19 protein-coding genes and 2 pseudogenes are annotated in these 24,339 nt (G+C 69.7%); 10 read left to right on the top strand and 11 right to left on the bottom strand.

Annotation, left to right across the window (positions count from 1 at the left end; translation table 11 throughout):
* Window positions 1-76 precede the first annotated feature (76 nt).
* A complete protein-coding gene (locus ACWCXC_RS33515; protein WP_450684553.1) occupies window positions 77-550 on the top strand; it encodes a hypothetical protein in 474 nt (157 codons plus the stop codon).
* Window positions 547-744 (top strand): hypothetical protein, encoded by a 198-nt coding sequence (locus ACWCXC_RS33510; RefSeq protein ID WP_450684552.1) that lies wholly within the window; start codon window positions 547-549, stop codon window positions 742-744. Before ACWCXC_RS33515 ends, ACWCXC_RS33510 begins: the two co-directional genes overlap by 4 nt.
* Window positions 745-799: 55 nt before the next feature.
* Here the strand turns inward: ACWCXC_RS33510 and ACWCXC_RS33505 are convergent, their stop codons facing one another.
* The 3 genes from ACWCXC_RS33505 to metF form a co-directional block, all read right to left on the bottom strand.
* A complete protein-coding gene (locus tag ACWCXC_RS33505; RefSeq protein WP_450891452.1) occupies window positions 800-1,990 on the bottom strand; it encodes a 3-deoxy-7-phosphoheptulonate synthase in 1,191 nt (396 codons plus the stop codon).
* Window positions 1,991-2,154: 164 nt separating this feature from the next.
* Entirely contained in the window at window positions 2,155-2,295 is a 141-nt protein-coding gene (locus tag ACWCXC_RS33500) for a hypothetical protein (protein WP_450684550.1), read from the bottom strand.
* Between the two features lie 33 nt (window positions 2,296-2,328).
* The gene (gene metF, locus ACWCXC_RS33495; protein WP_450684549.1) at window positions 2,329-3,234 is read right to left on the bottom strand and encodes a methylenetetrahydrofolate reductase [NAD(P)H]; all 906 of its coding nucleotides are present in this window, start codon (window positions 3,232-3,234) and stop codon (window positions 2,329-2,331) included.
* A 3,237-nt stretch (window positions 3,235-6,471) separates the two neighbouring features.
* On the opposite strand from metF, the gene ACWCXC_RS33490 reads away from it, so the two are divergent.
* From ACWCXC_RS33490 to ACWCXC_RS33480, 3 genes are read left to right on the top strand one after another with little or no spacing between them, the layout of a single operon-like run.
* A complete protein-coding gene (locus ACWCXC_RS33490; RefSeq protein ID WP_450684548.1) occupies window positions 6,472-7,398 on the top strand; it encodes a ParA family protein in 927 nt (308 codons plus the stop codon).
* Window positions 7,395-8,015, top strand: coding sequence for a hypothetical protein (locus ACWCXC_RS33485; RefSeq protein WP_450684547.1), 621 nt, complete (start codon window positions 7,395-7,397; stop codon window positions 8,013-8,015). Before ACWCXC_RS33490 ends, ACWCXC_RS33485 begins: the two co-directional genes overlap by 4 nt.
* Window positions 7,915-8,481, top strand: a complete 567-nt coding sequence (locus tag ACWCXC_RS33480) for an alcohol dehydrogenase catalytic domain-containing protein (RefSeq protein WP_450684546.1) — start codon at window positions 7,915-7,917, stop codon at window positions 8,479-8,481. The genes ACWCXC_RS33485 and ACWCXC_RS33480 overlap by 101 nt, the downstream gene beginning before the upstream one ends.
* Window positions 8,482-8,570: 89 nt before the next feature.
* Here the strand turns inward: ACWCXC_RS33480 and ACWCXC_RS33475 are convergent, their stop codons facing one another.
* From ACWCXC_RS33475 to ACWCXC_RS33450, 6 genes are all read right to left on the bottom strand, one after another.
* Complete coding sequence (locus ACWCXC_RS33475; RefSeq protein WP_450891451.1) at window positions 8,571-9,578, bottom strand: recombinase family protein; 1,008 nt, start codon at window positions 9,576-9,578, stop codon at window positions 8,571-8,573.
* Window positions 9,579-9,820: 242 nt separating this feature from the next.
* Entirely contained in the window at window positions 9,821-10,690 is an 870-nt protein-coding gene (locus ACWCXC_RS33470; RefSeq protein WP_352141369.1) for an alpha/beta fold hydrolase, read from the bottom strand.
* Window positions 10,691-10,779: 89 nt separating this feature from the next.
* Entirely contained in the window at window positions 10,780-11,784 is a 1,005-nt protein-coding gene (locus ACWCXC_RS33465; protein ID WP_450684544.1) for an NADP-dependent oxidoreductase, read from the bottom strand.
* A gap of 134 nt (window positions 11,785-11,918) precedes the next feature.
* A complete protein-coding gene (locus ACWCXC_RS33460; protein WP_450684567.1) occupies window positions 11,919-12,764 on the bottom strand; it encodes an aldo/keto reductase in 846 nt (281 codons plus the stop codon).
* Between the two features lie 11 nt (window positions 12,765-12,775).
* Window positions 12,776-12,973: a hypothetical protein gene (locus ACWCXC_RS33455; protein WP_450684543.1), complete on the bottom strand. Its 198-nt coding sequence runs from the start codon at window positions 12,971-12,973 to the stop codon at window positions 12,776-12,778.
* 57 nt (window positions 12,974-13,030) lie between these two features.
* Window positions 13,031-13,723 carry an SDR family oxidoreductase gene (locus tag ACWCXC_RS33450; protein ID WP_120719411.1) on the bottom strand — a complete coding sequence of 231 codons (693 nt, stop codon included), beginning with the start codon at window positions 13,721-13,723 and terminating at the stop codon, window positions 13,031-13,033.
* Between the two features lie 118 nt (window positions 13,724-13,841).
* On the opposite strand from ACWCXC_RS33450, the gene ACWCXC_RS33445 reads away from it, so the two are divergent.
* Window positions 13,842-14,402: a TetR/AcrR family transcriptional regulator gene (locus tag ACWCXC_RS33445; RefSeq protein ID WP_352141373.1), complete on the top strand. Its 561-nt coding sequence runs from the start codon at window positions 13,842-13,844 to the stop codon at window positions 14,400-14,402.
* 144 nt (window positions 14,403-14,546) lie between these two features.
* Here ACWCXC_RS33445 and ACWCXC_RS33440 read toward each other — a convergent pair whose 3' ends face one another.
* Window positions 14,547-16,814, bottom strand: coding sequence for a Tn3 family transposase (locus ACWCXC_RS33440; RefSeq protein WP_450891458.1), 2,268 nt, complete (start codon window positions 16,812-16,814; stop codon window positions 14,547-14,549).
* Between the two features lie 357 nt (window positions 16,815-17,171).
* On the opposite strand from ACWCXC_RS33440, the gene ACWCXC_RS33435 reads away from it, so the two are divergent.
* The 4 genes and pseudogenes from ACWCXC_RS33435 (at window position 17,172) to ACWCXC_RS33420 (ending at window position 23,393) form a co-directional block, all read left to right on the top strand.
* A complete protein-coding gene (locus ACWCXC_RS33435) occupies window positions 17,172-17,891 on the top strand; it encodes a S1 family serine peptidase (RefSeq protein ID WP_450891450.1) in 720 nt (239 codons plus the stop codon).
* A gap of 332 nt (window positions 17,892-18,223) precedes the next feature.
* Entirely contained in the window at window positions 18,224-18,955 is a 732-nt protein-coding gene (locus ACWCXC_RS33430) for a dienelactone hydrolase family protein (RefSeq protein WP_450891449.1), read from the top strand.
* 75 nt (window positions 18,956-19,030) lie between these two features.
* A pseudogene (locus ACWCXC_RS33425) lies at window positions 19,031-20,163 on the top strand (IS630 family transposase).
* Window positions 20,164-20,259: 96 nt separating this feature from the next.
* Window positions 20,260-23,393 (top strand): annotated as a pseudogene (locus ACWCXC_RS33420) (Tn3 family transposase).
* Window positions 23,394-23,709: 316 nt separating this feature from the next.
* Here ACWCXC_RS33420 and ACWCXC_RS33415 read toward each other — a convergent pair.
* The gene (locus tag ACWCXC_RS33415) at window positions 23,710-24,048 is read right to left on the bottom strand and encodes a hypothetical protein (protein ID WP_450891448.1); all 339 of its coding nucleotides are present in this window, start codon (window positions 24,046-24,048) and stop codon (window positions 23,710-23,712) included.
* Window positions 24,049-24,339 lie beyond the last annotated feature (291 nt).

Here is a 24,339-nt window from a genome sequence, read left to right as displayed (position 1 = left end):
GAGCGCACGGCTGCGGGACGTCGAAGAGGTCTACCGGGAGAGCGAGGAGGAACTGACGGCCACCCGCACGGGCCCGGTGGAACGTGTCAGCGGTACGCAGTCGGTGGGCATCCGCCTCGACGAGCGGATGCTGGCGCTGCGCTCGCAGATCGCCGACTTCCTGTGCTCCTGGGCGGGGCTCGTGATCGCCGAACGCGGGCTGCCCTCGGTGCCCGGCACCGAAGTCCCCGCCCTGCTCCGCTTCCTGGGCGAGCAGGCCGGCTGGCTGGCCTCCCACCCGGCCGCCCGGGACCTGGACGCCGAACTGACCGCGCTCCTGGACTCCGCCCGCTCCCTGCTCGGCCCGCGCGCCTACGAAGTCTCACTGGGAACTTGTTGTCACCACGGCTGTACGGCGCGTCTGCGCGCGACGCTGAGGGGCACCAGCGACACGGTCTACTCCCGGGTGGCCTGCGACGCCGGGCACACGGTCCCGCCCCGGGACTGGCTGCTGCTCTCCGGCCGGGCGAGGCCGGCGACGGAGGACGGCCCGGCGAACGGTCCGGCATGACGGAGCGACGGCGCCGCCGCACCGTACCGACCGAACTGGCCGCGCTGGCCGCGGGGGTCAGCGCGGCCACCATCCGCAAATGGGCGAGCCGGGGGAAGATCACCCGCCTCGGCACCCCGCAGCGCGCCGAGTACGACCTCGACGAGCTGTACGAACTCCTCTCCCGCTCCGCCAAGGAGCCGCCGCACGACTGATCCGGCGCCAAGCGGCCCCCCGGCGGGCGCCCGGCCGGGGCGGCGCCCGCCCCGGTCACGGCACGTCCCACGCGGAGATCACGGAGACCGCCTGCCACGGGGTCAGCCGGGGGTCGCAGAACGAGGTGTAGCGCTCACCGACGGCGGGCAGCTCCGCCTCGGTGTCGGCGCACTCCGTGACGTCGTCGGGCGTCGTCTCCAGATGCAGACCCCCCGGCACCCCGCCCGCCCCGCGCACGGCGGTCACGAAGCGCGAGACCTCCCGCGCCACGGTCTCCACGATGCGCGTCTTGTGGCCGCCCGGCGCGGTGACGGTGTTGCCGTGCACCGGGTCGCTGAGCCAGATGACCGGGTGCCCGGCCTCGCGGACCGCCTCGACCAGGCGCGGCAGCCGCTCGGCGACCCGGTCGGCGCCCATCCGGGCGATCAGCGTGAGCCTCCCCGGCTCGCGCCAGGCGTCCAGCCGCTCGCACAGCGCCACCAGCTCCCCCGGCTCCATCGACGGACCGACCTTGCAGGCCACCGGATTGGCGACCTGCGAGAGCAGCGCCACATGGGCGTCGTCGATCTGCCGGGTCCGTTCCCCGATCCACGGCCAGTGCGTGGACCCCAGGAAGAGCCGCCCCTCGTCGTCGGTGCGCAGCAGCGGCACCTCGTAGTCGAGCAGCAGCGCCTCGTGGCTCGTCCACACCTGCGTGCCCGCCGCTCGGTGCCCCGTGCCGCGCTCGCGCCAGCCCAGGTGGTCGATGGCGTCGCCCGCCGCCATGTAGCCGGTGAGGATGCGCAGCGGGTCCAGCCGGCGGCTCTCCGGGTCCGGCTCGGGGCCGTTGACCATATGGCCCCGGAAGGCGGGGAGTTCGACGCCGCCGACGACCTCGGTCGGGCGGGACCGGGGCTTGGCGAACTGCCCGGCGATCCGCCCCGCGCGTACCACCGGGAGGCCGGTGAGCAGACCGAGCGCGCCGGCGAGCAGATCGAGCACCGCCACCTTGCGCGCGACGTGCTCGGGCCCGCACTCCTGGGGGTCCTCGGCGCAGTCACCGGACTGGACGACCAGCGCCCGGCCCGCCGCCACGGACCCCAGCAGCGTCCGCAGCGCGGCCACGTCGTCGGGCCGCACCAGGGCGGGGCGCGCGGCGAGAGCCTCCCGGACCCGGTTCAGCTGGGGCAGGTCGCTCCAGGCGGGCTGCTGCCGAGCCCCGCGGACGCTGACCTCCCGGATCACGTCCTTCACGACGTCCTTCATTGCGTACTCCGATCCAGCGGTGCTCTCGCTCGTGTCAGGGACGTCGTCGTGCCGTGCCCCGCGGCGGGCTCGAACCCCGCCCGAGGGGTCATCGGGAGTATCGGCGAGCGGACTTGAGACCCGGTCGATTTCCTGTCGGGACCGCCGCTCGGATCACCGGGCGTTCAGTCGATTCCGCGTACCACGTGCGGCTCGGCCAGGTCCTCCTCGTCGATGCCCGCGAGCAGCAGCGGCGGGATGGTCCCAGGGGAGAACTCCGCCGCCTCGTACGTGAATCGGGTGTCCTGTTCCATGGTGTCGTGCACGTGCTCCTCCGCTCTCAGCAGGTCGGTGGAGCGTCAGCCGTGGAGCAGTTCCACGTGCCGGCCACTCCTCGATCCGGTCACGGCGCGGTGGATCTCGGGTGCCGCCGTCGACCGGTTGAGCGTGATGTAGTGCAGTCCTGGTGCGCCTTCGGCGAGCAGCCGCTCAGCCATGGCGGTGGCGTACTCGACGCCGATGCGGTACCCCTGGGCGGGGTCGTGGCGGGCGGCGTTCAGCCGGTGCGCCAGCTCCTCGGGGAAGGCCGCGCCGCTCAGCGCGGCGAAGCGGCTGATCTGGCGGGCGTCGGTGGCGGGCATGATCTCGGGGATGACCGGGATGTCGCAGCCGGCCGCGGCCACCCGGTCGCGCAGCCGCAGATAGTCCTCCACGTGGAAGAACATCTGCGTCAGGGCATAGTCGGCACCGGCCCGGCACTTGGCGACGAAGTGCCGGATGTCGCTCTCCCAGTCGGGCGAGCGCGGGTGCCGCTCGGGGAAGGCCGCCACCCCGATGCTGAAATCGCCCAGCTCCCGGACGAGTGACACGAGTTCATGGGCATGCCGGAAGCCGTCCGGGTGCGGGATCCACGGCGCGTTCGGATCGCCCGGAGGGTCCCCGCGCAGCACGAGAACGTCGCGCACGCCCGCGTCGGCGTACTGGCCGATGATGTGGCGCAGCTGCGCGACGGAGTGCCCGACAGCGGTGAGGTGGGCGACCGGGCGCAGGGTCGTCTCGGCGACGATCCGCTTCGTCACCTCGATGGTGCGGTCCCGCGAGGAGCCGCCCGCCCCGTAGGTGACGGAGACGAAGTCCGGCGCCATGCGCTCGATGCGGCGGATCGTCTGCCACAGCCCGTGCATCCCGGCCGGAGTCTTCGGCGGGAAGAACTCGAAGGAGAACGTCGGCGCGGAACGGGCCAGCGCCTCACGCAGCGTCGTCACGTCCGGACCCTCCGGCCTTCGCGGTACCGGTCACCACCATCCGCACGGGGACTCCTTCGATCGCTTCGGATCCTCCACCATGCGGCCCGCCGGACGAGGTTCCCTCGGGAAACACTCGAATCCCCGTCGAGACCCACCCCTCCCCCACCCTGCCCGGACGGCACGCACCCACCAAGATCAACTTCTGTGAGAGCGATTCTCCCGTCCGCCGCCCCGCCGCGAAAACCGCCCCTCAACGGCTCCGAACGGCCCCCTCCACCCCCGATCCACCACCCCGTCCGCCCTCGCCCCTCCCGCGCACCGTCGCCCCGGCCTCCCCCTCCCCCACCGCCATGCCCCCACCCACCGGCGCTACGCGTACGCCCGCCCGTCACCCTTCGTCGCCCTTCCACACGCAACGGACCTGCCGCACCGCTCCCCCACCACCTCGCTACACCGCCCCGCCGGCCACACCGGTTCACCCGTGAGGGAGCCGTATCGGGAAGCGCGACACGGACGGCGTCATCGCCGCACCGGAACGCGACGGCCCCGGCCCGACGCCTCCCCCGACCGGCACGGCGCGGCGGTGCGCCCGCGCAGCCTCGGTGTGCTGTGTCGCGTCCCTGCTATGGGGCGCGGCGAGGTTCGGCCGATCGACTACGGCATGCCGGTCCACTGCTGGGTGGGCGGTAGGCCCGGTGGGTTATCGACGATGCCCTCGCCGCCGGCCGTCGAGGTGCGGAGGCTGGACGCGGAGGGGGGAAGCGCGTCGCGTTGGAGAAGGGCATGGTGGGTCGGTCGGGGAGGTCGGGGTGGGGGTGCTGAGTCCCCTGGCTTCTCCGTGATTCCGTGCGTGATGTCCCGGAGCGGCAGCGATCCCGACTCCGATCCGGACCGCGTTCGGGCTGCCGTATCCAGCCCTTCGGGAGTACGCGATGGCCGCACCGAGCCTCTTGGGAAGCCGATCATGGAGTCGCGGTTGGCGTGGCATCTCGGCGAGCTGCGGGGTTCTCGGTGGCCCGGAGAGGGAGGGCTTCTGCGGGTTGTTCCTGTGCGGGGATCGGTAGGAGCGTGGCGGGGGTGGGGTGGGGTGAGGGGGTGGTGGGGAGGCGCGGGGACACTTGGTCAGGGCGCGTTGGATTGATCATCGGGCACGCGGATGAATGGGCATCTGGGTTGGGTCACGTGGACGAGGCGACGGCCGTCAGCGTACGAGGGGTGCGGAAACGGCATCCGCATTGGTCCTCGCCTGGATGGGCAGTTCGAGGATCCGGGAGCGGTGCGGATGGTGGCGATGCGGGGTGGGAGGGTGAGCGTGACGCGTGCGCCGAGGTGCCGCAGCCCTGCGGTGGGTTGGTCCCTCGGGCTGGTCTGAGGGACCAACCCTTCTGGTGCAGAAGAGGACATCTGCGGGGTGTGGCTGAAGGGCTGTACCTGCAGTGCGAAGACCACATCCGAAGCGCAACGCAGCCCGAACCGTTTCCTTGGCAGCGCATCCGCAGCGGGACCATGGCGGCGCAAGCTCCGGAGATTCCCCGCTTCGGAGGTCCATGCTGTCCTGATCTTCGTCGTCTGCCTTTCGAGGTATCGGGCGGGAACCCGTCCGCCACCGACGCCCTTCTCATGGCGGTGATCCGCACAGAATTCCGCTGGCTTCCCTTCACTCTCTGCGAGAAGGGATGCGTAGACACCCGGGATGCAATGTCGCCACATATGGGCGCGTTACTGAAGACGCGCGGGCGCTCGCATGGTGAGCACGTATCACGCTAGAGTGCAGGCATCAGAGCGCTAAAAGTGGCGCCTGACCTGGGAAAACAAGCATCGCTGCAAACATCGGTGCAAGCTTGCGCACAACGAGGAGGACATGCATGCGCAACCGCATGACCTCCGGCGTGGTGTGCGGCGTGAGACTCCACCTAGCCTCACATCTCGTCGGTAGTTCCTTCACGGGCCTCTATGCCCACCCTGGCTACACCGTGTGCACCCACCCTCGCGCACGCCTGCCTCACGGCAGGTCAACAAGCTCACTCCCCGGCCTGCTTCCCCACCCCGTTCCCCCTATGCGAGTCGACCCGGCCACCAGCCTGCTCCCCCACACCCATGAACACCCGCCACCAAGCAGGCAACCCACCATGTTTGCCTGCCTCTCCGCAGGTGAATCACCGGGCCTGAAGGTCAGCGTGGTGCCGTACGGGCCCTGCTGTCAGACCGCCCGCAGGCATGCGCGTACGTACGCACAGGAGGCGGCCAGCTCGACTGAAGGCGGGCCGTTCAACCTGCCAGATCACAGGCATGCGGGGGAGAGGGGTGACCGCCCTCCCTGCCAGCGGGCGCGCAGGTGTACCGGCAGGAGTGTCTGCCCGTCAGCACACCGGCCACAGAACGCGGAGCCCCACAGGCCCGCCCACCGCTCCGCGCACCAGAGAGCAACCACGCCCGCACGCACACCCGCAATCAGCTCCGCCACCAGCCCCGTCCACATCACCGCACACAAGCACGCACCCAGGCACGCCCACCGCACCGCCCGCCGGACGGGCAGCCGGATCACCCACCACCCGCCCCGCCTGATGGCACGCCTGTAGCGAAGCGCGACGCTCAGCGGGACCGTGTACAGAGGGGATGACCGACCCGCGTGCGGGCTGCGTCACCGGCCCGCCGGCACGACGACTGACGTGTCGGCACACTCGTACGCCCACGGACGCGGCACGGGGCCCATCACCCCCACCACACACACGACTTCAGGCCCGCGCGCCACCGGGGGAGCACACCGGCGTGCCTCGTGGCATCCCAATGAGCGGCTGAGTCCGCCCTGCGGTGTGCCGGGGGACAGGAGTGGATGCGGACCCGGGCGTGTGGGTGCTCGTCGGTCTCATGATCGTCGTGCTACCTTGTGTCTCGCCCTCTTCTCCTGCTTCTTCGGAGGTGACCATGTTCGCTGAGATGCCTCCCGGCTTCTCCACCGTGTGGTCAGCGTCGGTGAAGGTGAGGGAAGCGGCGTGAGGTCAAGCAGAGGTCACAACGTGGAGCCATGCGGGATCACTTGTGGGGGACACCACCCCAAGTACCCGTATGAGCTGCGACGACGAGGGGACAACAGGACGATTCGGTGGCCTCAGGGGCGTGTTCGGGCCCTACCCGACACCCTCTTCGGCCACTTCGGAGCGGAGAATCGTTCTGAGCGAACTGTGACCACCCGTACCAGCTCAAAAGGGGCACCACGCGCCCTGTATGCGGGCCTGAACCAGAGTGAGAGGATCCATGGCCAGTCCCTTCGAAGCGCCTGACGCTCATGCGCAGGCCCACGGCATCCCCTGGGAGTCGTTGTCGCACATCTTCATGTTCGGCAACGGCAAGGGGGGCGTCGGCAAGTCGTCCATCTCCGCCAACGCTGCGGGCAAGGCCGCCCGCAGCGGGCTGCGCACGCTGATCATCGACTGCAACGCGCAGGGCAACATCGCGCGCGAGCTCGGATACAAGCGCGCAGAGTGGAACGACGGGGGAGCGGCGCTCATCGAGTCGCTCCGCACCGGTGCGCCCCTGACCCCAGTCGAGAACGTGCGGGAGAACCTGGACGTCGTGCTCGGCGGACCGGCGCTCGGCGACGAGTTCGGGATCTTCTTCCACACGCTGCTCGCCAAGGAGGGCCCCCAGGCCTATCTGAGGCTGCTGACGTGCCTGCTGCCCATCGCGGACAGGTACCAGATCATCGTCCTGGACACGCCGCCGGAGAATCCGTCGCTCCAGCGCCTCGCGCTGTCCGCCGCGCGGTGGCTCGTCATCCCGGTCAAGAGCGACGGCGGCGCGGAGGACGGCCTGGCGCAGATCGGGCTGGAGTTCTCGTACGTCAAGTTCGTCAGCCAGATCAACCCGCACATCTCGCTGCTGGGTGTCCTTCTGTTCGACACCGGGCGCAACTACAGCGGCATCCACGCCGATGTGCGGCTCCAGGTGCAGAAGGTGCTGGGCAAGGAAGCCCATATGTTCAAGCACCTCATCGGGCACACGGAGTCCGTGGCCCGGCTGGTGCGCAAGCGGGGGCTGCTGGTCCACGAGCTGGCCGACCAGCGGGCGGGCGGTGACCGCTCGGTCCCCGAGGCCGTGGTGGGGCTCGACTCGGACTACGAAGGATTCACCGAAGAGATGTTCGCTCGGGCTCTGGAGCTCAGGAAGGAAGCCGCGGCATGACACCGCCGAAGAACAAGAGGACCGAGGCCCAGGACGACGAGCAGAGCATGTCGGACGAGGGCGTCGGCAACCTGTTCAGCGGGGGAGGGGCACCGTCCGGCGCGCTCGCGGGCTGGGCCAAGCCGCAGAGCGCGGCCCCCGCCGCCCCGCCCGTCCAGCCCGTACCCACGGCCGTCACCCGCCCCGTCGTCGTCCCGCAGCCCACCCGGGAGCCCGCCGAGGAGCAGGCCCCCTCGGTCGCGGACGCCGACACCGCGAAGCCGGTCGGGTTCTACGTCTCGACGAACGTCGCCACGCGCTTCCGCAAGCTCCGCAAGACCAGCGATCTGACGCACACCCAGATCGTGTTCCTGGCGGTCGAGGCGGCCGTGGAGAAGGGCCTCGCCCAGGTGGTCGAGGAGGCCAGGCGCGCCCCCAAGTTCCAGTCCAAGCTGTTCGCCGTCGCCCCCGACAACACGGACCTGCGCGGGCTGGGCCCCGTACAGCTCCAGTACAAGCCGACGCGGGCGCAGCGGAGTGTCATCGACGGTCTGGTCTCCGAGGCCGGGCTGCCCGACCACACCAAGTTCCTGGCCATCGTCCTCGACCAGTACCTGCCGGGGCGCAGGGACGTCTGAGCCACGGAAATCTCAGCGCGCCGGGCACGCCGGCGCGCGGCGCGCGAACGGGCGCCGGTCCTGCGGGGGAGCCCCGGGGCCGGCGCCCGTTCTCCCGCGACAGGTCCTGGGACAGTGCGGACGCCAGCCGTGCCGCCGGGGGAAGGCCCTGGCCGCCTACGGCTTCACGGAGGGACACATCCCCGGGGGCGAGGTGGCGGGCATCGTGACGGCGGTCGGTGAGGGCGTCGACGTGTCGTGGATCGGCCGGCGCGTGTGGGGCTTCATCGGCACCGGCGGAGGCTACGCCGAACAGGCCGTCGCGCCGGCCGACCTGAGCGCGGTACGCCGCGAGCAGTTCGGCGCAGCGGGCCGTGGCGAGATCGAAGCGGTGGTGCACGAACTGCTCCCGTTGGACGACGCCGTGCTGGCGCACCGGAAGATGGACGCCGGTGACGTCTTCGGCAGGATCGTGCTGACGCCATGACGTCCCGCACGTCGCCCCGCAGGCTGATGGCGCCCCTCCAGGCCCTGTTCTCCCGAAGCTACGGCGAAGTGACAAGTAGCTCTCTGTAATCAGAGTGACGCTCGGTCAGGGGTAGCGGGGCGGGGTCCGGGGACTTCGCCGACCTGGAGGGCGGCGAAGTCGGCGTGGGCCTGCTCGACGGCCTCGGGGTACGCATCGCGCTTGGCGTGTTCAGCGAGCGCCCGATAGATGCTGGCGACGGATGGGTTCTGTCCCTTGCGCTTGCCGGTGGGAATGATCAGGTCAGGCTGGATCTGCTCGACGGACTCGCCGCCCGCGCGGCGCCGCAGCACGGTGTGCAGCATGTCATCGGTGATGACCGGGGGCCGGCCGCCGTGCTTGCCCTTGCGGGCCGCGGTGTCGAGTCCTTCCAGCGTGGACTCGCGGATGTTCTCCCGCTCGGTCTCCGCCATCGCGGCGAAGAACGCGAACAGGAGCTTTCCGGGGCCGGTGGGGTCGTAGATGCCGGGCAGGGGCCCGGCGAGCATCTCCAGGACCAGGCCGTGGGCGGTGAGGTGGTCGGCGAGTGCGGTCAGCTCGGCGGCGTCGCGGCCGAGCCGCTTCATCTCGTACACGGTGAAGATGACCCGGCAGTGCGGGGCGTGCGCCTTGACCTCCCGCGCCGTACGGAGGGCCTCCTCGAACTTCGGCCGTACCCGTACGCGGGTGCTGATCTTCTCGCTGAAGATCTTGTCCCTCGGGATGCCGTGCTTGCTGAGCGCGTCGAGCTGGGAGTCGAGTTCCTGCCCGAGCGTCGAGCACCGCGCGTACCCGATGCGGATGTCTGCGCTCGGCAGGTCCGGGTCGATCGGCGCCGGCGGCGGGGTGCCGGGCCGCCATGGCCGGCCCGGCCCGCGGTCGGCGGGGGTCGGCACCCGCAGCGCCTTCTTCAGTCGGGGCACCAGGGTGAAGCGGCGGGTGTGGTAGGCGGAGGCGACCGCGCCACCACGCGAGCGGCACGGCGAGCCGGGCTGCGCGTCACACTTCGGACATGCGTGCTGTTCGACAGCGTCGGCGTCCGACCGGTCGGTTGGGGGAGGCTGCTGAGGGGCCGTCATGGGCCCGGATTTTCGCACAATGCAAGTCTCAGAACGGGGCGACTCCCGCTTTTGAGTGAGAACGGGTTCTGCGAACGAATCCGGGTCCGGCGGGGGTCCGGCGGTCCGTGATTGATCTTGCTCGCGCAAAGGAACGTTTGTGAGAAACCGGGGGGAGTTACGAGTTGGGTCAGCTGCCAGCGCCTCTCGCGCATCGGTGAACCTGACGGGGCCGCGCGGATCGGTGTCGGGCCCCGGTCTGGCTACGATTCCAGGAACTCAAGAGCCCGTGCGACGAATTCGTCGTGGTACTGGAAGATGCCCCCATGTCCGGCATCCGGGTAGAGGGGGACGAGTTCACCTCGGGGTAGCCGCGCGGCCAGGTCGAGTGTGTTCTCGCTCGGGACCATCCGGTCGCTCTCGCCGTTGGCCACCAGGACCGGCTGCTGGATGCGCGACAGGTCCTGCGGTGCTGTGCGGCCCCAGCGTTTGATGGCCTTCAGCTGGGCGCGGAACGACTGCACCGAGATCGCCTTGTCGCGGTCGTCCGTGCGCTCCTTCAGCCGCGCCAGAAATTCGCGCGCCGCCCGTTGGCCCCTCTCGGTCTGGGTGAAGAAGAGGTAGTGCTTCGGGTCCTTGCGCCGCAGCGTCGCCTTCAGCATGTCCTGGACGGTGAGGGACGTGACCTTGTCGATGCCGGGTCCGCCGGCGGGGCCGGTGCCCGCGAGGATGAGTTTGCGTACGAGGGCGGGTTCCTGTGCCGCGATGACCTGGGCGATGAAGCCGCCCATCGACAGGCCGAGCAGGTCGACCTGGTCGAGCCCGAGGGCTCGGATGAACAGCACGGTGTCGCGGGCCATCGCCTCGATGGTGTCGGGTGTGGAGCCGCCGGACGCGCCGACGCCCCGGTTGTCGTAGGTGATCACGCGGCGTCGGGCGGCCAGTTTGTCGACGACCCGTGGATCCCAGTTGTCCAGGACCGCGGACAGGTGGTTGAGGAGGATCAGCGGTACGCCGTCGTCCGGGCCGAGCTGCCGGTAGGCGAAGTTGATGCCCTGTACGGACACGGAGCGGGTCGGCGCGTTCTTGTACGACGACGGGGTGGGTGTGGGGGAGCTGGACGATGCGCTCATGGCTGGGTCCTGGTGTGCGGTGGGGGGTGAGGGGTTGGGCTTCTCGTTGTGACAGGCTGCCTCGGCGTCCGGCTGGGCTGTGCCCGCACTCATGTCATGGAGACGACGACTTTCCCGGCCTTCGCGCGTCCCTTCTCGACGTACTCCATGGCCTGGAGGGTTTCGTCGAACGGGAAGACGCGGTCGACGACGGGTCGGACCTTCCCGGTGTCGATCAGAGGGGTGAGTTCGCGCAGTTGGTCTCCGCTGGCCTTCATGAACAGGAAGGAGTACGTCACGCCCAGGCGCTTGGCCTGGCGGCGGGTCTTGGAACTGAGGGCGGTCATGGCCAGGCGGAGGACCGGGTTCGCGCCGAGTTCGCGGGCGAAGGCGGGGTCGGGCGGGCCCGCGACGCTGATGGCCGTGCCGCCGGGCTTGAGTACGCGCAGGGATTTGGCGAGGTTCTCGCCGCCGAGGCTGTCGAGGACGACGTCGTAGCCGTTGAGTACCTCTTCGAAGTCCTGGGTGCGGTAGTCGATGACGACGTCCGCGCCGAGGTCCCTGGCCAGGTCGACCTTGGCGGTGCTCACGGTGGTGGCGACGTGTGCGCCGAGCGCCTTCGCCAGCTGGACGGCGATGGAGCCGAGGCCGCCGGCGCCCGCGTGGATGAGGACCTTCTGGCCCGGTTGCACGCGGGCGCGCTCGACCAGTGCCTGCCATGCGGTGAGGGCGACCAGGGGCAGGGAGGCGGCCTCGGTCATGGTGAGGGTGGCCGGTTTGGGCGCCAGGTCGTCCTGGTGGACGGCGATGAGTTCGGCGAAGGTGCCGATGTGGTCCTTGTCGGGCCGGGCGTAGACCTCGTCGCCCACCGCGAAGCGGGTGACGGACGGGCCGACGCGGACGACCGTCCCGGCGAGGTCGTTGCCCAGGATGAGCGGGAGGCGGTAGGGCAGGAACGTCTTGAAGTCTCCGTTGCGGATCCTGAGGTCCAGCGGGTTGACGCCCGCCGCGTGGATCTTGACCAGGACGTCGTCGGCGCCCACCTGGGGGTCGGGCGCTTCGGCGGCGCGCATCCCGGCCTGGTCGCCGTACTTCTCGACCATGAAAGCCTTCATCCTCGTCTCCGTTCCGTGTCCCGTCCGTGGAAGGTCGGGGTCTCCGCTCGCCCGGGGCTTGTCCCAGCGAACTAGTTTGTGTTGTCTTTCTGGATGCGGCGCGGGCGCACCGCGTCCTCGGCCGCGTTCACCCGTCAGGCCGCCGGCACGACCGGGGCGGTGACGTGGTCGGCGGCGCCTCCCTGGAGGCGGTCCAGGGAGGCGGCGATCCCCTCGTGGGGCACGCCGAACGGCACCGCGCTGACCTCGGCCAGGCGGGTGTAGTGCTCGTCGGTCAGCTGGACGTCGAGGGCGCCGAGGTAGCTGTCGAGCTGGGAGAGACTGCGCGGGCCGATGATCGGGACGAGCGTGGCCACGGAGCGGGCGGCGCGCTCGCGCACCCACGCCACCGCGACCTGGGCGGGTGTCACGCCGGTCTCCTCGGCGACGGCCAGGACGGTGTCGACGACGGCGGTCTTCTGGCCGGTGCTCTCGGTGTGGACGACCGCGCCCAGGTCGCTCAGGCGTCCCTCGGCGGAGCTGCGGTACTTGCCGGTGAGCAGTCCGCCGCCGAGCGGGGACCACAGGGCCGCGCCGAGCCCGAGGCTCTCGGCCATAGGTAGGAGCTCACGGTCGGCGGTGCGCTCGACGAGGCTGTACTCGTGCTGGATGCCCACGATCGGGGCCCAGTTCTTCAGGTCCGCGAGGGTGACCGCGCGCGAGACGCGCCAGGCGGGGAAGTTGGACAGCGCGGCGTGGTGGATCTTGCCGGCGCTCACCAGGTCGTCGAGTCCGCGCAGGAGTTCCTCCATCGGAGTGAGCTCGTCGGGGAAGTGCACCCACAGCAGGTCGATGTAGTCGGTGCCCAGGCGCTTCAGGCTGGCCTCGACCGAGGCGACCAGGTTCTTGCGGCTGTTGCCGGTCTTGGAGATGTCCGGCTGCGGGGCGGCGCCGAGGGCGAACTTCGTGGCCAGGACGAAGTGGTCGCGGTCGGCGGAGATCAGCTTTCCGGTCAGTTCCTCCGACTCGCCGAACTGGTAGCCGTCCGCGCTGTCGAGAAGGTGCCGCCGGCCTCGGCGAACCGGTCGAAGATCCGCCGGGCCTCGTCGGGCTCGGCGCCCGCGCCCCAGCCGGTGCCGAAGTTCGCGGTGCCGAGCGCGTACTCGGAGACGCGCAGTCCGGTCCGGTGGCCGAAGGTCGTGTAGCGCATGAGATGTCCTTGTCTGAGGGGTGTGGAGATGGTCGCGCCGGGGTGGGGGGAGCGGCGTCAGCCTGCGTTCGGCTGGGGTGCCGCGGACAGGCTCTGCTTGACGTACCGGCTGGCCTCGTCCGCGAGGATCTCGGGCAGGCCGGTCTCGATGCCGTGAAGGGCCTGGGCCGCGACGTCGGCGGCGGCGACCTTCTGATCGGCGGGCACGCCGGCGGCCATGTCGGTGTCCATGTAGCCGACGTGCAGAGCCGAGACGGCGATCCCGCGCGGTGCCAATTCCTCACGGGTCGCGTCACTCAGCGCCCAGGCGGCGGCCTTGGACGCGGCGTAGGAGCCGAGGGCGGCCGGGTGGAACCAGGACAGGACGGACAGGACGTTGAGCACGGCGCCGCCGCCGTTGCCCTCGATCACGGGGGCGAAGGCGCGGGTCGCGGCGAGCGGGCCGAAGAAGTTGGTCTCCATCTCCCGGCGCACCTCGGCCAGGTCGCCTCCGATGAGTGCCGCGCCGGTGGAGACGCCCGCGTTGTTGATCAACAGTGTCGCGTCGGACGCCATCCGGGCGGCCTCCTGCACCGAGGCCTCGTCCGTGACGTCCAGCCGCAGCGGGACGACACCCGGCACGTCGACCGTCTCGGGGCGCCGGGCCGCCGCGTACACCTTCGCGCCACGCTCCACGAGCTGGGCGGCCAGATGCCGTCCGAGCCCCCGGTTGGCGCCGGTGACCACCGCGACCGCGTCCTTCAGTTCCATGCCCACTCCAGCGCTACGGCCGTCGGCGAGCTGCCGGCGGCACTGAATTAGATTGCAATCACAATCTAAACACTGGTCTAGGATAGATGCCAGTCGACATCCAAGCAGGAGGTGGCCGATGGGGCGCGTATCGCAGGCACAGGCCGAGGAGAACCGCCGACGGGTCGTGGAAACCGCGTCTCGCCTGTTCCGGGAACAGGGGACTCACGCCAGCGTCGCCGACATCATGAAGGCGGCCGGACTGACCCACGGCGGCTTCTACAAGCAGTTCGCCTCCAAAGAGGCGCTCATCGACGAAGCCACCGCCCACGCCTTCGACGAACTCACCCGGCACCACAAGGACGGACTCGAGCAGCACGGCGGGCAGCGAGGCGCCGCCCAGCGGGCACTGATCGACGCCTACCTCTCCCCTGGACACCGCGACAGCCCGGCGGACGGGTGTCCCGTCGCCGCACTCGTCACCGACATGGCGCGTGAGGGCGAAGTCCAGGAAGCCCGCCGGATCTACACCGAAGGCGTGGGCGACTTCGCCGAGTGGCTCACCACTGAGGACCAGGACGGCATCACCCGGCTGTGCACCATGCTTGGTGCGCTCGTCCTGGCCCGGGCCACCAACGGTTCCCCGCTCTCCGAGGAGATCCTCACCACCGCGCGCGCGGCACTGACGGCATCCGGCTGATCCGTCCCGCGCTGCCGGGCAGCCCGCCTGGACATTCGCCGACAGCGCAACCGGCCTCTCCCAGTGCGACCCGCACGACCGGATGGCGTGGCGATGCACCCCACCGGATCCAGCCCTCCGGGGCGACGTCGGGGATACCGGTTTTCAGGTTGCCGACCTGGCCGAGCCGCCCGCCGATCGGGCGGTTCCCGTCTCGGGCGGGGTTCGGGGGCCGGGCGCCATGGACGCCGCGGCGAGGGCGAGGTGGGCGTTCATGTCCAGCTCGAACCGGCCGTAGGGGTTCACGTGGGTCCAGAACAGCGGGGACAGGGCCCGCCGGTCGGCGTCGGTGAGCCGCTTCTGCCACTTCTCCTCGCTCAGGATGTCCTGGAGGAGCAGGGTGTTGACGTGCACCAGCGCGGACTGGAGCAGGTGCAGGGCGAGCATGGAGATCTCCTGGGACTCCTTGTCGGAGCCGGTCAGGTCGCTGTCCTTGCCGTAGAACAGGTCGTGGTTGGCGGAGTTCCAGTTCTCCACGACCTGGAGCCCGTCGTTGATCTCGCGGCGCAGGTCGGCGTCGGCGAGGTAGTCGCAGATGAACGCCGTACGTACCGCCCGCCCGAGTTCCTCGATCGCCCGGTACGTCGGGTGCTTCGGCCCGCCGCGGGTGAAGGGCCGCAGGACCTGCTCGGCCTCGGCGGTGCCCAGGCGCAGGGCGGTGGTGTACTTCACGATCTGGTCGTACTGCTGGCGGATCAGGTCCCAGTCGATCGTCTTGGTCGACAGCACCGGCGCCAGGTGCGGCCAGGTGTCGTCCTCACCGGCTGCCGGCCGGTACAGGCGTGCCGAGCCGACGTTCTTCAGCCGGGGCGGCAGGTTGAAGCCGAGCATGTGGGCGAAGGCGAACCCGACGATGGAGGCGCCGTGGGTGTCGGTGTACTGGCGGTCGATCTCCACGTCCGTGCAGTGCCGCAGCACGCCCTCGATCATCGCGGCGACCTCGGAGGAAGAGCAGGACTTGAGCTGGCTGTAGACGCACAGCGACTTCTTCTCGACGTGCCAGTAGATCATCACCCCGGGTCCGCGGTACCGCTGGTGCCACTCGGTCATGAAGTTCGAGCTCCAGGAGCCGAACTTCTTGGAGTCGCTCGCGCAGGCGGTGCCCTCGCCCCACCACGCGGCATCGCGGGCGGCGAAGGTGGCGTTGACCAGCCGCACCAGCGCCGCGCGCAGGTTGGTCCGGTTGACGAACAGGTGCCGCACCCGGCGCAGGACGGCCTCGCTCTCGCCGTGCTTGCCGGTGACCGCGACCCGCTTGATGCCCATGTTCGTGCCCAGCGCGAACAACACCAGCAGCAGCCGGCGCCGCAGCACCGCCTTCGGGACCGCCTCCCTGGTGGCGACCGAGGTGAAATCGCCGGTGAAGCCGGTGGCGAACTCGGCCTCCTTGAGGATGTCGATCAGGTCGATGGTGCCCCAGTGGCGTTCGATCTCCGCCTTCAGGGCGACGAGGTTCTCCGGCTCCTCCTGCTTTCCCAGCGGCGAGACCTTGATCCACGGCTCGCCGTGCCTGCGGACGATGTCCACCCCGCCCGTGGTGCCCAGCTTCAGCGCGGTGTCGAAGCGGGTCAGGGCCTCGCGCAGCCGCTTCTTCAGCGCGTCGATGAAGGCGTGGGGGTCCTGGGGCTGGCGGATCGCGTCGTAGTGGACGTCGCGGTTGTCCTCGAAGTCCGGCGGCAGGTCGTCCTCCGGGTTCTGCCACCGGTTCGCGCCCGGCACCCAGATCTCCCGGCGCCGCAGCGCGTCCCGCAGCGCCACGAGCACGCACAGCTCGTACGGGATGCGCTCGACCCGGCCGCGCTCGTCCACGACCGCCGTGCGCCACTCCTCGCGCACCACCCCGCCCAGCGGGATCTTCTCCGCCTCGTCGAAGAACGCCCCCTCCTTCGCGATGGGCTGGTCCAGGTACCGCTTCAGCAGGTCGATGGCGTCCATCACCGGCCGGTAGGCGGTGTTGTTGCACTTCAGCTCCAGCGCGTTCAGCAGCGGCGAGAGCATCCGCCGCCAGTGGTTGGAGTACGACGAGCGCAGCACCGTCCGCACCCGGGCCCGGTAACGGGCCTCGTTCGCCGCGGCCTCCGCCGCCAGCGCCTTCAGTGTGGACTCACCGGCCACCGGATAGATCACCTTGCGGACCGTGCCGCCCGGCTCGGCGACCGCCGCCTCCGCCAGCCGCAGCAGGATGCCCTCCTTGCCGCGCACCCGCTTGAGGTCCTTGGTGAACTCGCCCTCGACCTTCTTCTCCGCCCGCGTGTTGATCCGCTGCACCAGCTGGATGAACAGCTCCACCAACGAGTCGGTGATCTCCGTCTCCCGCACATGGCACAGCGTCGACAGCAGTGTGTACCGCACCGGCCCGGCCGCCGCCCGCAGGTCCGAGGGATACTCCGGCCTTGGGGCACAGCGGTACAGCGGTTAACGCTAGGCCGGTGACCGTGGGCTTCTAGCGCAGCCGATCGGCCGGCGGTTCGGCGGAGGGCCGCCCTTATCGACGGCTGCCTGAACGGCGCTGGCCTGTCGCTCACTCCACCGGGCCCCGCCCGGAATCCTCAGTTTTCGCTGCGGTCAGGGAGAACGATCGCCGCGCAGTGACCTCGAAGGCAAGTGATCGTTTAGGACGGTGTCGGGAAAAAGCGTTCCGCCCGACCTTCGTGATCCATCGGCGCTTTGAGGAGTTCCGCAGTGCTGCGTAGGACGATCGTTTCCGCTCTGACGGTCATGGGGTTGGCCATGGCGGGCGCTGTACCCGCCCAGGCCATCGTGGGCGGCGAGCCCGCGACCGTGAACTCCGCGCCGTACATGGCCAGCGTCCGGGCGCAGACCTGGACCGGCAGCCTCAGCCACATCTGCGGCGGCATCCTGCTCACTGGGAACAAGGTGATGACCGCAGCGCACTGTGTGGACGGACAGGACGCCGGCAAGATGAATGTGGCGTGGGGCGGGCTGAACCGCTCCCGCCTTCCCAAGAACAGTGCGGTCAGCAAGATCAGCATCATCTCCGAGTACAACCCCACCAACCTCATCGGCGATGTCGCGGTCCTCACCCTCAGCACCACAGCAGTTGAGGGCGCTGGGGTCCAGTTTGCGAGACTGGCCACGAGCGACCCGGCGCCAGGAGCGTCCATCACCGTCACTGGCTGGGGCCGCACCCGCCAGCTTTCCGCGGCCCTGCCCGATGAGCTGCAGGCCGTCTCGCTGCCGGTGACCACAGGCGACGCGTGCAAGGCCGCCTACTCCGAGCCCGGTGACCCGTTCACCCTGACCGGCCGGTTCTGCGCAGGCCCCGCCGACGGCAGCCAGGCCATCTGTGAGGGCGACGCCGGCGGCCCCGCCGTCCTCGACGGCGTGGTCGTCGGCATCGTCTCCGGCGGCCGGGGCTGCGGCCTGCCAGATTCCCCCTCCGTCTTCAGCAGCACTGCATATTGGGGCAGCTGGCTCCAGGGCCAGTAGCCACACCAGCCCACACACACAAGCCCGGCCGTGCCCGCAGGCACGGCCGGGCTTTGCTTCGCGAGCAGCGGCGCATGAAGGAAGCCAGGTCAAGATGTCACCGGATCGTGCAGCAGTCCCACCGGCCGTTAACTAGTGCTGCATCAGACAACGTTCGCCCTGTCGGCATCCTTGCCCGGGCCAGGGTGGAGTCGTTCGTGATACGTTCCTGCCGCCGTGCACTGCTGCGAACTGAGGAGGTGAGACCGATCAACGCTTTGACAGGTCGGGCCTCCCTCCCTCGCATGGCCTAGGGAGCGCCCGCAGAGGCATCCCGAAAGGCATGAACCGCTATGCGCTTCATATCTGAGACGTCGTCCGCCGGCGTCCGCGAGCAGCTCTTCACCCTCGGCGACATTCCTGGCGTGTTGTGGACGCCAGAAGGTGCCGTCGCCACTCGTCCGCTCGTCTTGATGGGACACGGTGGCGGTCAGCACAAGAAGGCCCCTGACGTCCTGGCTCGTGCACGCCGCTTCGTGTCCGAATGCGGTTTCGCGGTCGTGGCGGTCGACGTTCCCGCCCATGGTGACCGGCCGAAGGTTGAGGAGTATGACCGGATGGCGACTGAGAACCAGGCTCGCGTGGAAGCCGGTGAAGAGTTGGCCCCGCTGATCGCCGACTTCCAGGCGCTCGTGGCCCGCCAGACCGTGCCGGAATGGCGGGCGGTCCTGGACGCGGTTCAGCAACTCGAGCACGTAGGCGCCGGCCCGGTGGGTTACTGGGGGGTTTCGCTGGGATGCGGACTCGGTGTTCCGTTCGTCGCTGCCGAACCGCGGGTCCGCGCGGCGGTACTGGGCTTGGGCGGGGTGCTGGCGTCGGCCGAGGCCGCCGCGCGGATCACCGTCCCAGTGGAGTTCTTGGTGCAGTGGGACGATGAGCGGGTGCCGCGGGTTCAGAGCTTGGCGCTGTTCGACGCCTTGGCCTCGGCCGAGAAAACGTTGCACGCCAACCCCGGCAAGCACGGGGAGATCCCGGCATTCGAGCTGGAGAGCACGCTGAGGTTCTTCGCCCGGCACCTCGGCTGATATCGCCGCCTGCAGTCCGCGACGCGCTGATCGGGAACCGGATCCCGATCAGCGCGTTCACTGAAACTGGTCGGCGTGGCCGACAGAGTTCAGGTTCGACACATCAACGATGACGAGGGACAGCGCCTGCTGCGGATCATCCGCAGAGGCACCGGGTCAGTGGTGACATGGCGGCGGGCCCAGATGGTCCTACTGTTCGCGCAAGGCATGCCGGTGGCGAAGATCGCCGAGGTGTCGTTCACCAGCGCAGACCGGGTGAGGGATGTGATCCACAACTTCAACACGGACAGCTTCGACTCGCTGTACCCGAAGTACAAGGGCGGCCGGCCGAAGACCTTCACGCTGCCCGAGCGGCGTGAGATCAAGAAGATCGCGAAGTCGAAGCCGACCGAGCACGACCTGCCGTTCTCCACCTGGAGCCTCACCAAGCTGGCGGACTTCCTCGTAGCCGAGGGGGTGGTCGACGACATCAGCCACGAGGGCCTGCGCATCCTGCTCCGCGAGGAAGGCGTACCTTTCAACGCCTGAAGACCTGGAAGACCTCCCGCGATCCGGACTACGCAGCCAAGAAGGCCCGGGTCGAGCACCTCTACGCGATCGCCGACGGCGAGGTCATACCCGAGAACGGCGAGCCCGAAGTGATCTTCTGCGTGGACGAGTTCGGGCCGCTCAACCTGATGCCACACCCCGGCCGTCAGTGGGCCGAACGCGGGGGCAAGCACAAGGACCCCGACCGGGAACCGCGCCGCAGGCGGCGGGCCACCTACAACCGCTACGGCGGCGTGCGCCACCTCTTCGCAGCCCTGGACCTGGCCCGCGACAAGCTCTACGGCCACATCAAGCCGATCAAGAAGCGCACCCAGTTCCTGGAGTTCTGCCGCTACCTGCGCACTCTCTACCCGGCCCAGGTCCGCATCGCGATCGTCTGTGACAACTTCTCCCCGCACCTGACCACGAGGAAGTGCCAGCGCGTCGGCGACTGGGCCACCACGAACAACGTCGAGATCGCCTACACGCCGACGAACAGCTCCTGGCTCAACCGCATCGAAGCCCAGTTCACCGCCCTGCGCTACTTCACCCTCGACGGCACCGACCACACCACCCACAAGGAGCAGGGCAGCATGATCCGGCGCTACATCACCTGGCGAAACCGCCACGCCGACGACCAACGCCTACGGGAGGTCGTCGACAGGGCGAACGTTGCCTGACGCAGCACTAGCTGCTTCTAGCACAGCCGATCGGCCCGGCGGCGGGGTTCGGCGGAAGATCGTTTGATCGGCTTGGGCGTCGTTAGCGTCAGGTCCATGCCAGTGGAGTTTCTGACCGACGAGCAGGCGGCTTCGTACGGGAAGTTCAACGAGGAGCCGACTCGGCCGGAGCTGGAGCGGTTCTTCTTCCTCGACGATGAGGACCGCAAGCTGATCGCGAAGCGCCGCGGTGATCACAACCGGCTCGGGTTCGCCCTCCAGATGTGCACCGTGCGCTACATCGGCCGGTTCCTCCCGGACGACCCGCTGGACGTTCCGTGGGCGGTGGTGGAGTACCTCGGGGAGCAGCTCGGCATCGAGGACGTGTCGTGCGTGAAGCAGTACACCGAGCGCAAGCCGACGGCGTACGAGCACGCGTGGGAGATCCGGGACGCGTACGAGTACCACGAGTACGACGATGCCCAGTGGGGGCGGAAGTTCCGTACGTTCCTGCACGGTCGGGCGTGGACGCACGCGGAGGGGCCGGTGGCTCTGTTCAACCAGGCGGTGGGCTGGCTGCGCCGGCACCGGGTGCTGCTGCCGGGGGTGAGTGTGCTGGCCCGGAAGGTGTCGGAGGTGCGGGCGGTCGCGGAGAAGCGGCTGCACGCCACGGTCGCCAGGGCCGCGCACCGGGCGGACGCGGCGCTGCCCGGGGACCTGGTGGCCACGCTGGCGGTGCCGGAGGGCGCCCGGTTCTCGGAGCTGGAGCGGCTGCGCCGGCCGCCGACGCGGACGACGGGCACGGCGTTCGCGCGGTCGTTGGAGCGGGTCGATGAGATCGGCGCGTTCGGGTCTGGGCCGGGTGCGGCTGTCGCAGGTTCCGCCGAACCGGCTGGCTGCGCTGGCCCGCTATGGGCTGGGGTCGAAGGCGGCGAGCCTGGAGCGGGCGGAGGAGCCCAAGCGGACCGCGATGCTCACCGCGGTGATGCGGCACCTGGAGGCGAAGGCCATCGACGAGGCCCTGGACCTGTTCCAGGTGCTGATGGCCACGAGGCTGATCAGCACGGCGAGGCGGGCGACGGAGAAGGAGCGCCTGTCGACGCTGCCGCAGCTGGAGAAGGCGTCGAGGACGCTTGCGCGGGCGGCGAGGGTGCTGTTCGAGGAGCTGGAGCTGGTGGAGACGCACGGCGCCGACCTGGACGCGGCGGCGCTGTGGGCGGCGGTCGAGGAGGTCGCCCCGCGGGCGGCGGTGATGACCGCGGCCGCGCTGGTGGTGTCCCTGGTGCCCGAGGACGAGGACTCGGCGGACGTCGCGATGCGGGCGGTGCTGACCACCCGCTACAACACAGTGCGCCCGTTCCTGGCGTTGCTGGGTGAGTCGAAGGCGCTGGCGGCGTCGACCGGCGGCGCGCGGGTGCTGGCGGGGGTGAAGCGGCTGCCCGCGCTGGCGCGGCGGCGGGTGAAGGACAAGCCGCTGCTGCCGCGCGAGGTGGACGAGAAGCTGGTGCCGGCCGCGTGGCGCAAGGCGGTGTACGCGAACGCCGAGTTGCCGCAGGGGTCGGTGGACCGGGACGCGTACGTGGTGTGCGTGCTGGAGCAGCTGCACCGGGCCCTGAACAACCGCAAACGTGTTCGCCTCCCCCTCGCACCGGTGGTCCGACCCGCGCGCCCGGCTCCTGGACGGCGCGGCGTGGGACGCGGTGTGCGAGGACGTGCTGGCCGGGCTGAGCCTGGACATGCCCGTCACCGAGCACCTGGCGGAGCTGGTGCGGGCCCTGGACGCGGGCTGGAAGCAGATGGCCGAGCGCCTGGAGTCGGCGGGCAAGGACGCGAAGGTGTCGCTCGACGTCCTGCCCAACGGCCGGGTGAAGCTGAACGTGGAGAAGCTCGGCGCGCTCGGCGAGCCGAAGTCGCTGGCCTGGCTGCGGGGGCGGGTCGAGAAGATGCTCCCGAAGATCGACCTGCCGGACCTGCTGTTCGAGGTCCACTCCTGGACCGGCTTCCTCGACGCTTTCGTCCACCTGGGAGACGGCACCACCCGCATGAAGGACCTGACCACTTCAGTGGTCGCGCTGCTGGTCTCGGAGGCGTGCAACATCGGCATGACCCCGGTCACCAACCCCGGCCACGAGGCCCTGACCCGCTCCCGCCTGGTCCATGTCGACCAGTTCTACCTGCGCGCCGACACCATCGCCGCGGCGAACACAGCCCTGATCGCCGCCCAGTCCGAGGTACCGATCGTGCAGTACTGGGGCGACGGACTGTTGGCCTCGGTCGACGGACTGCGGTTCGTCGTCCCCGTCCGCACGATCAGCGCGGCGCCTTCCCCGAAGTACTTCGGGTTCAAGCGCGGCATCACCTGGCTCAACGCCGTCAACGACCAGGTCGCCGGCATCGGGCAGATGGTCGTCCCGGGCACGCCGCGCGACTCCCTGCACATCCTGGACGCGCTGCTGAACCTGGACGGCGGGGTGAAGCCGGAGATGGTGGCCACCGACAACGCCTCGTACTCCGACATCGTGTTCGGGATCTTCAAGATCCTGGGCTACAACTTCAGCCCCCGCTTCAAGGACCTGGACGACCAGCGGTTCTGGCGGGCGACGATGCCCGGGGTGGAGACGGGGACGTACGGGGTGTTGGAGCCGCTCGCCCGCAACCGCGTGAACCTGAAGAAGATCGAGACGTGGTGGCCGGACATGCTCCGGGTCGCTGGCTCCCTGGTCACCAACCAGGTCCGCGCCTACGACCTGCTGCGGATGTTCGGCCGCGAGGGCCACCCCACGCCGCTGGGGCAGGCGTTCGCGGAGTACGGGCGGATCGCCAAGACCGAGCACCTGATGCGCATGGTCGACCCGGTCGACGACACCTACCGCCGCCAGATGAACCGCCAGCTCACCGTGCAGGAGTCCCGCCACAAGCTCGCCCGCGACGTGTGCCACGGCAAGCGCGGAACCATCCACCAGGCGTACCGCGACGGCATGGAGGACCAGCTCGGCGCGCTCGGCCTGGTCCTCAACGCCATCGTGCTCTGGACCACGAGGTACATCGACGCCGCCGTCGCCCAGCTCGGCGCCGAGGGCCACGAGCTGCGGGACGAGGACATTGCCCGGCTCTCCCCGCTCAAACACCGCAACCTGAACCTGCTCGGCCGCTACAGCTTCACCGCCTCCACCCCGGCCGCCGGCGCCCTGCGCCCGCTGCGCGACCCGGACGCGGCCGGGCTCGGGCTGGACGAGGACGACGAGGAGTAGAGGTCCTCTTGGTGTCTTCCGTCGGGCCCGGATCGTTGTCAGGGTGAGGCGCCGGATCGGGCACGAATGGTCTGGCCAGGAGCACTTCGGCAATCGCACGTCGGTGCCGAAGTGGAAGAACGGAGTTGTCGTAGCCTGCCGTGAGTGCATCAGTTGCCGCGTCAGCTACCGCGCTGCCGACGGCGGCCAAGGCCGCCGTCGGCAGCGCGGGGGAACTCCTGGACGCGGTGCCGCTACCCGCGGACATGCCACCGCGCTGCTGGCTGCTGAGTGTCAGTGCCGACAGTCGCCCGGACCCGTGCCTGCATCATCGCTGTTAGACGACAACGGTGGTCGTGTCACCCCAGCCCCAGCTCCCCACGATCGTACCGCCCCAGGCGCCGGCCCTGAGAAGTACCTTGCCGTCACCCGACACGGACAAATCACCGCTCTCCTTGAAATGGACTCCTCCTTCGGTGGGGCAAGGTGCCTGGATCGTTTTCCAGGATTCGCGGCTGCTGGCGTACTCCAGGGCCATGTACTGACTGACGCCGCTGGCGAGATGGCAGTCCCCCGTCAGCAACCCTTCGATCGTGTAGTGGCCATCGCCGTCGCTCTTGACGGTCACGTGAGCTGTGACGTGGTAGCGGTTTGAGGAGTCGTAGTCGTATTTCACGGTGGCTTTGGCTGTGGCTGCGGAAGCAGGGGCCGACGCAAACCCCACCGTCACGGCCAACGCTGTGACCGCGCAGGCCGCCAGCCGCGGCCACACACGGTCGGCCCTGCCTCGGAGGGTGGCCCGAGTCCTCGTTGCCGCAGCGTATGCCGTACGTACCATCACTGTCTCCTTCAGTCGTATCCCCCGCAGCTGGCTAAACGATCTTTCCTTTGGATGGAAACGGGGCCTTCGAGGCGATTCTCATAAATGTTCATCTGTGAGAGTTCTGCGAGAGCCCCCGCAGTGATC

The sequence above is a fragment of the Streptomyces sp. NPDC001515 genome, assembly GCF_053597115.1.
The sequence above is the reverse complement of the archived record's forward strand: the minus strand, read 5'-3'. Positions and strand labels throughout refer to the sequence as shown.

Bases quoted from the DNA above. Each gene is read 5' to 3' on its own strand.
- ACWCXC_RS33430 (WP_450891449.1), top strand. From the start codon at position 18,224: ATGCGCTTCATATCTGAGACGTCGTCCGCCGGCGTCCGCGAGCAGCTC.
- ACWCXC_RS33505 (WP_450891452.1), bottom strand. From the start codon at position 1,990: ATGAAGGACGTCGTGAAGGACGTGATCCGGGAGGTCAGCGTCCGCGGG.
- ACWCXC_RS33445 (WP_352141373.1), top strand. From the start codon at position 13,842: ATGGGGCGCGTATCGCAGGCACAGGCCGAGGAGAACCGCCGACGGGTC.
- ACWCXC_RS33435 (WP_450891450.1), top strand. From the start codon at position 17,172: ATGGCGGGCGCTGTACCCGCCCAGGCCATCGTGGGCGGCGAGCCCGCG.
- ACWCXC_RS33510 (WP_450684552.1), top strand. From the start codon at position 547: ATGACGGAGCGACGGCGCCGCCGCACCGTACCGACCGAACTGGCCGCG.
- ACWCXC_RS33470 (WP_352141369.1), bottom strand. From the start codon at position 10,690: ATGAGCGCATCGTCCAGCTCCCCCACACCCACCCCGTCGTCGTACAAG.
- ACWCXC_RS33455 (WP_450684543.1), bottom strand. From the start codon at position 12,973: ATGCGCTACACGACCTTCGGCCACCGGACCGGACTGCGCGTCTCCGAG.
- ACWCXC_RS33490 (WP_450684548.1), top strand. From the start codon at position 6,472: ATGGCCAGTCCCTTCGAAGCGCCTGACGCTCATGCGCAGGCCCACGGC.
- ACWCXC_RS33465 (WP_450684544.1), bottom strand. From the start codon at position 11,784: ATGAAGGCTTTCATGGTCGAGAAGTACGGCGACCAGGCCGGGATGCGC.
- ACWCXC_RS33450 (WP_120719411.1), bottom strand. From the start codon at position 13,723: ATGGAACTGAAGGACGCGGTCGCGGTGGTCACCGGCGCCAACCGGGGG.
- ACWCXC_RS33485 (WP_450684547.1), top strand. From the start codon at position 7,395: ATGACACCGCCGAAGAACAAGAGGACCGAGGCCCAGGACGACGAGCAG.
- ACWCXC_RS33475 (WP_450891451.1), bottom strand. From the start codon at position 9,578: ATGACGGCCCCTCAGCAGCCTCCCCCAACCGACCGGTCGGACGCCGAC.